A 5,721-nucleotide genomic window follows, 5' to 3' on the forward strand; every position below is an offset into this window, starting at 1 on the left:
GCTTGGCCCTGGCGTCGGGCGGGGCGTCGGCGAGGGTGACGGTGACCGCCTCGCCGCTGAGCTTCTTGGTGCCCGCGTTGTCCTCCAGCGCCTTCAGGCGGGCGTCGTCGGCCTTGGTGCCGCCGTTGTCGCGCTGGGCGAGCGATTCGACGTCATCGCGCAGGGAGCCGTTGGACTCGTCGAGCGCGCCGTTCTTGTGGCTGCGCTCCTGAATGAGGTCGGAGAGTTTCAGCAGGGAGGCGTCGGTGCGGATGTTCGTGCCCTTGGCCGTGTTGAAACTGGTGAAGAAGATCAGCCCGGCAAGGGCGAAAACGGCACCCGTAAGCACCCGAACCGGGCGCCACCGGGAGCGGCGACCGGCACCTTTGTGGGGGTCGGCAGAATTGCTCAACGTACCCTTATCTCCTTCGACGCCGCGGAAGCACTACGCTAACGGACGCCTGGGGGAGGCCTCAGCTCCCCATGGAGTCCCGCCCGGCGCCCTATGACAGTTACCTGCGCGGCCACGCAGCGCATCGACAGGAGAGACCCTCGTGCCGAAGTCACGTATCCGCAAGAAGGCAGACGACTACACGCCGCCGCCCGCCAAGAAGGCGACGAACATCAAGCTGACGAATCGCAGCTGGGTGGCTCCGGTGATGCTGGCGATGTTCCTGATCGGCCTGGCCTGGATCGTCGTTTTCTATGTCACCGACGGCAAGCTGCCGATCGACCCGCTCGGCAACTGGAACATCGTGGTCGGCTTCGGCTTCATCGCGGCGGGATTCGGCGTCTCCACGCAGTGGAAGTAGGCGGTGCCGTGTGAGGCGTATCCGCGCCTCACACACAAGCCCTGCCCTGAGTTATCCACAGCGCTATCCACATGGGGAAAAGGTCTGAAGATCTGTGGATAACTCTCGGCCGGTTGACGCCGGTGTGACTGACCCACCGGATCGTCGGCCCGGCGCACGCCCCTTGTCCTTACTGGGAAAACCCAGGTCAGCGACAAGGGGCACTGTTGTTCCCCACGGCTCGCACAAGATCGGGCACCCGCTGTGGACAACGGGGTCACCTCAGGTGAGCTGCCCGGTCCTGATGACGACCATGGCCACAGCCACGACCAGCACGAGCGCACAGCTTCCGTACTGGATGAGCGCCCGCCGCTCGCGCGGCGCGTGCACCATGGCGTAACCGACGATCAGGCCGCCGACGAGCCCGCCCACGTGTGCCTGCCACGCGATGCTGGGCCAGAAGGCCGTGATCAGCAGGTTGATCGCGAGCAGGGCGAGCACCGGCCGCATGTCGTAGTTCAGGCGGCGCATCAGGATGGCGGTGGCCCCGAACAGACCGAAGATGGCACCGGACGCCCCGAGCGAGGGCTGGTTCTGCGCGGCGAGCAGATAGGTCAGCGCACTGCCCGCGAGACCGGACGCCAGATACAGGGCCACATAGCGCACCCGGCCGAGCGCCGCTTCGAGCGGGCCGCCGATCCACCACAGGCTCAGCATGTTGAAGGCGATGTGCATGACGCTGCTGTGCAGGAACATCGAGGTGACCAGGCGGTACCACTGCCCCTCGGCCACGCCCTCGATCGACCCGAGGTCCGGCACGAAGGCCCGCCCGATCAGGTCGTAACGATCGGTGAAGCGGTCCCCGACGGCCATCTGCACCAGGAAGAGCGCGAGGTTGAGGCCGATCAGGATCTTGGTGATCAGACGCGGATCGGCGGTGACCGCGCCGCCCGCGACCGTGCGCGGCTGATTGGCCTGCGGCGCGTGGCCCGTGCCCGAGCCGCCGCGGACACAGTCCGGGCACTGGAAGCCGACCGAGGCGCTGATCATGCACTCGGGGCAGATGGGACGCTCACAGCGCGTGCAGGTTATACCGGTCTCCCGGTCGGGATGCCGGTAGCAGCCGGGCAGGCCCGATGCCCCCTGCGGCTCCTGCGGGCTGCCTGGCGCCTGGTCCATGGGGTCCCCTCAATCTCCGTACGAAGGCACTGCGACGGCACACGTGGCAACGCGCCGCCCCGCCCTTCCTTACGGACGGGCGGGGCGGTTTGGTTCCCTCGCGGCCTGCGCGCGGGATGCGCGAGAAACGCGGTGATCAGGCGTCGCGGGTCTCGATGACCACGGACTCGATGACCACGTCGTTGACCGGGCGGTCGGTGCGCGGGTTGGTCTGCGTGGCCGCGATGGCGTCCACGACCTTCTTGCCGGCCTCGTTGGAGACCTCGCCGAAGATCGTGTGCTTGCGGGTCAGCCACGCCGTCGGCGACACAGTCACGAAGAACTGCGAGCCGTTGGTGCCCGGACCGGCGTTGGCCATCGCAAGGAGGTAGGGCTTGTCGAAGGCGAGGTCCGGGTGGAACTCGTCCTCGAACTCATAGCCAGGGCCGCCCGTGCCATTGCCCAGCGGGTCGCCGCCCTGGATCATGAAGCCGCTGATGACACGGTGGAAGACCGTGCCGTCGTACAGACGGTCCTTGGTCTTCTGGCCGGTCTGCGGGTGGGTCCACTCACGCTCGCCCTGGGCGAGCTCCACAAAGTTCTTGACCGTCTTCGGCGCGTGATTCGGCAGCAGCCGCACCTCGATGTCGCCTTGGTTGGTCTTCAGGGTGGCGTAAAGCTGCTCAGCCACGATCTGCCTTCCGTTGTCTTCTGTGACACCCCGATCCTGCCACGGACCGGATTGGGACGAGTAGCCACCGAGTGGGCGCGCGCCGAAGCGATCCGTGGCATTGTCGGCGAAGAGCTCTACTTGCCCCGAATCAAGCACATTGATCACCGCTGACCAAGAACGCCGATTGGCCGGAGTCAGCGATGACCCGGATGCCCGCCCTCTCATGCCCAATGGCGATCCAGAAGGCATGATCCTTGAAAGGGTGGAAAGGTGACATACGTATACGCCACCGAGGAGGAGGATCACGTGACCCGCATCGAGAGCGTGCGCGCCGCGACCGGCTCGGCCAAGGACAGCGTGCGGCACGCCGCGGACGCGGTGGCGCCATACGCCGACACGGCCAGGGATCGAGCCACGCACTACGCCCATGAGGCGCGCGTACGGCTCGCGCCCAAGGTTTCCCAAGCGGCCGAGCAGGCCCGTGTCCAGTACGGCGCCTACGTCGCCCCCCGCGTCGAACAGGCGCGCACGCACGTGCCGCCGAAGGTCGACCACGCCGCCCATGAGGCCGCCGCACGCACCCGCAAGGCCGCGCGACAGGCCGCCGACTATTCCAAGCCGCGCATAGAGCACGCGGTGGCCGCGGCACAGCCGGTGAAGGAAGAAGCCGCCTCACGTGGCACGGCCGCGCTGGCCGCGCTGCGCGGGCAGGTCTCGTCCAAGGAGGTCCAGCGCCTGATCCGCAAGCACGAGCGGCGGGCCAGGACCGGACGCGTCGCCAAGAGGGTCGTCCTGTTCGGCCTTCTCGCCGGCGGAGCCATCGCCGCCTGGAAGTGGTGGGACAAGCAGGCCAACCCCGACTGGCTGGTCGAGCCGCCGGAGGCCACTGAGGTCCCCGCCAGCGCGTCGCTGACCTCGGTCGACGGCAGCGCCCAGGACTCGCTCGACCCCGAGGTCCAGGCCAAGCAGGCCGAAGCCGAGGCCGAGGCGGCGGACCGCGACAAGCAAGGCTGAGAAGTCGTCGGACCGAACCGTCGGCGGGTCGCACCGTCGGCGGCACGGGCCGCGATGTTTCACGTGAAACGGCGGCCCGCCACAGATGTACGTCCCCGCATGCGCGAGGCTTCCGCAACGGACCCGCGTCTCCGCGCAGCCGCGGCCTCCGCATACCCGGAGCCTCCGCAACAGCTGAAAAAGCCCTCCTGACCTGCGTTTTCACAGGTCAGGAGGGCTTTTGCGATGTGGAGCCTAGGGGAGTCGAACCCCTGACATCTGCCATGCAAAGACAGCGCTCTACCAACTGAGCTAAGGCCCCGCGGACGGCGCGGCCGCCTGAAGAATCACTTCCCCGGCGTGCACCGGGGACCAGAGTACCGGGTCTCCCCCCGGATCTCGCAAAAGGATTGGGGCTCCCGGTCAACGACCACGCTCCGTAAGATGCACGACGTGGTTCGCGGCAGCGAAGCACGGTCTTAGGGGAAGCGATGGGGAGACGCAATGGACGCCGCACAGCAGGACACCACCGCGAGAGCACGGGAGCTCCAGCGGAACTGGTACGGAGAGCCGCTGGGGGCGCTCTTCCGTCGCCTCATCGATGATCTGGGTCTGAATCAGGCGCGCCTGGCCGGAGTCCTCGGCCTCTCCGCGCCCATGCTGTCCCAGCTGATGAGCGGTCAGCGGGCCAAGATCGGCAATCCGGCGGTCGTCCAGCGCGTACAGCTTCTCCAGGAACTGGCGGGCCAGGTCGCCGACGGCAGCGTGAGCGCCGCCGAGGCCACCGACCGCATGGACGAGATCAAGAAGTCCCAGGGCGGCTCCGTGCTGACCAACACCGCTCAGACGACGACCAGTTCGGGCGCGCCCACGGTCAAGCGCGTGGTGCGTGAGATCCAGTCACTGCTGCGCTCGGTGTCGGCCGCCGGTGACATCATCGATGCCGCGGACTCCCTCGCCCCCACCCACCCGGAGCTGGCAGAGTTCCTCAGGGTGTACGGCGCCGGGCGCACCGCGGACGCGGTCGCCCACTACGAGGCGCACCAGAGCTGATCCGCTGAGCCAGAGCTGATCCGTCGACCGGGCCGTCGCGCGGCCCGGAAGGGGAGCGGAACGCGACCATGGGTGAGGTCTTCGCCGGCCGGTACGAACTGGTCGATCCGGTCGGACACGGGGGAGTCGGAGCGGTCTGGCGCGCCTGGGACCACCGGCGGCACCGCTATGTGGCCGCCAAGGTGCTGCAGCAGAGTGACGCGCACTCCCTGTTGCGGTTCGTCAGGGAGCAGGCGCTGCGGATCGACCATCCGCATGTGCTCGCGCCCGCCAGCTGGGCCGCCGACGACGACAAGGTCCTGTTCACCATGGATCTGGTCGCCGGCGGCTCGCTGGCGCATGTCATCGGGGACTACGGCCCCCTGCCGCTCCACTTCGCCTGCACCCTGCTCGACCAGCTCCTCTCGGGACTCGCTGCCGTCCATGCCGAGGGGGTCGTGCACCGCGACATCAAACCGGCCAACATCCTGCTGGAGGCCACCGGCACCGGACGTCCGCATCTGCGTCTGTCCGACTTCGGCATCTCGATGCGCAAGGGCGAGCCACGGCTGACCGAGACCGACTATGTCGTGGGGACGCCTGGCTACTTCGCCCCCGAGCAGATGCTGGGCGCCGAGCCGGACTTCACCGCCGACCTCTTCGCCGTGGGGCTCGTCGCCCTGTACCTCCTGGAGGGGGCCAAGCCGGACGCCAAGGCCCTGATCGAACGCTTCGTCGACCATGGCACCCCGAGCGCCCCACGCGGCGTCCCCGAGCCGCTCTGGCAGGTTCTGGCCACGCTGCTCCAGCCGGACCCGCAGCAGCGTTTCCGTACGGCCACCGGGGCCCGCAAGGCCCTGGCGTCGGCGACGGAGATGCTGCCGGAGCCGAGCCCGGACGATGAGCTCGTCGAGATCTTCGACCAGCTCGGGCCGCTGCCGAGGGGGTTCGGCCCCGACGGTCCGCTCGGCACGGCACCCCGGGCGGTCGGCGCGCCCGGTCACGCGGGCCCGCATCCGGCTCGGCCCGTCGCGTACGAGGGCTCCGGCGGCACGTACTCGACCGGGACCCCGACTCCGCCCTGGGGCCCGGATC

The 5,721-nt window shown here is 68.5% G+C and carries 6 protein-coding genes, 1 tRNA gene and 1 pseudogene; 4 read left to right on the plus strand and 4 right to left on the minus strand.

Translation table 11 applies throughout. The features are described from left to right. Positions 1-391 (minus strand): annotated as a pseudogene (locus tag AB8Z36_RS26005) (DUF881 domain-containing protein); the annotation flags it as partial. A 142-nt stretch (positions 392-533) separates the two neighbouring features. On the opposite strand from AB8Z36_RS26005, the gene crgA reads away from it, so the two are divergent. After that, positions 534-791: a cell division protein CrgA gene (gene crgA / locus AB8Z36_RS26010; RefSeq protein ID WP_055563960.1), complete on the plus strand. Its 258-nt coding sequence runs from the start codon at positions 534-536 to the stop codon at positions 789-791. Positions 792-1,052: 261 nt separating this feature from the next. On the opposite strand, the gene AB8Z36_RS26015 is transcribed toward crgA, so the two are convergent. Continuing rightward, complete coding sequence (locus tag AB8Z36_RS26015) at positions 1,053-1,949, minus strand: rhomboid family intramembrane serine protease (RefSeq protein WP_369215804.1); 897 nt, start codon at positions 1,947-1,949, stop codon at positions 1,053-1,055. Positions 1,950-2,085: 136 nt separating this feature from the next. Beyond that, entirely contained in the window at positions 2,086-2,619 is a 534-nt protein-coding gene (locus AB8Z36_RS26020; protein ID WP_369215805.1) for a peptidylprolyl isomerase, read from the minus strand. Between the two features lie 288 nt (positions 2,620-2,907). On the opposite strand from AB8Z36_RS26020, the gene AB8Z36_RS26025 reads away from it, so the two are divergent. Continuing rightward, positions 2,908-3,615 carry a DUF5324 family protein gene (locus AB8Z36_RS26025; RefSeq protein ID WP_369215808.1) on the plus strand — a complete coding sequence of 236 codons (708 nt, stop codon included), beginning with the start codon at positions 2,908-2,910 and terminating at the stop codon, positions 3,613-3,615. Between the two features lie 228 nt (positions 3,616-3,843). On the opposite strand, the gene AB8Z36_RS26030 is transcribed toward AB8Z36_RS26025, so the two are convergent. Continuing rightward, positions 3,844-3,916, minus strand: a tRNA-Ala gene (locus AB8Z36_RS26030). A gap of 182 nt (positions 3,917-4,098) precedes the next feature. Here AB8Z36_RS26030 and AB8Z36_RS26035 point away from each other — a divergent pair. Beyond that, complete coding sequence (locus AB8Z36_RS26035) at positions 4,099-4,647, plus strand: helix-turn-helix domain-containing protein (RefSeq protein WP_369215806.1); 549 nt, start codon at positions 4,099-4,101, stop codon at positions 4,645-4,647. 68 nt (positions 4,648-4,715) lie between these two features. Beyond that, a partial coding sequence (locus AB8Z36_RS26040; protein WP_369215807.1) for a serine/threonine-protein kinase occupies positions 4,716-5,721 on the plus strand: 1,006 nt, incomplete at its 3' end.

This window comes from Streptomyces flavofungini, assembly GCF_041028215.1.
Taxonomy (GTDB): Bacteria; Actinomycetota; Actinomycetes; order Streptomycetales; family Streptomycetaceae; genus Streptomyces; species Streptomyces flavofungini_B.

Excerpts from the sequence above, each read along its gene's own strand:
- AB8Z36_RS26035 (WP_369215806.1), top strand. The coding sequence starts at position 4,099 with ATGGACGCCGCACAGCAGGACACCACCGCGAGAGCACGGGAGCTCCAG.
- AB8Z36_RS26015 (WP_369215804.1), bottom strand. The coding sequence starts at position 1,949 with ATGGACCAGGCGCCAGGCAGCCCGCAGGAGCCGCAGGGGGCATCGGGC.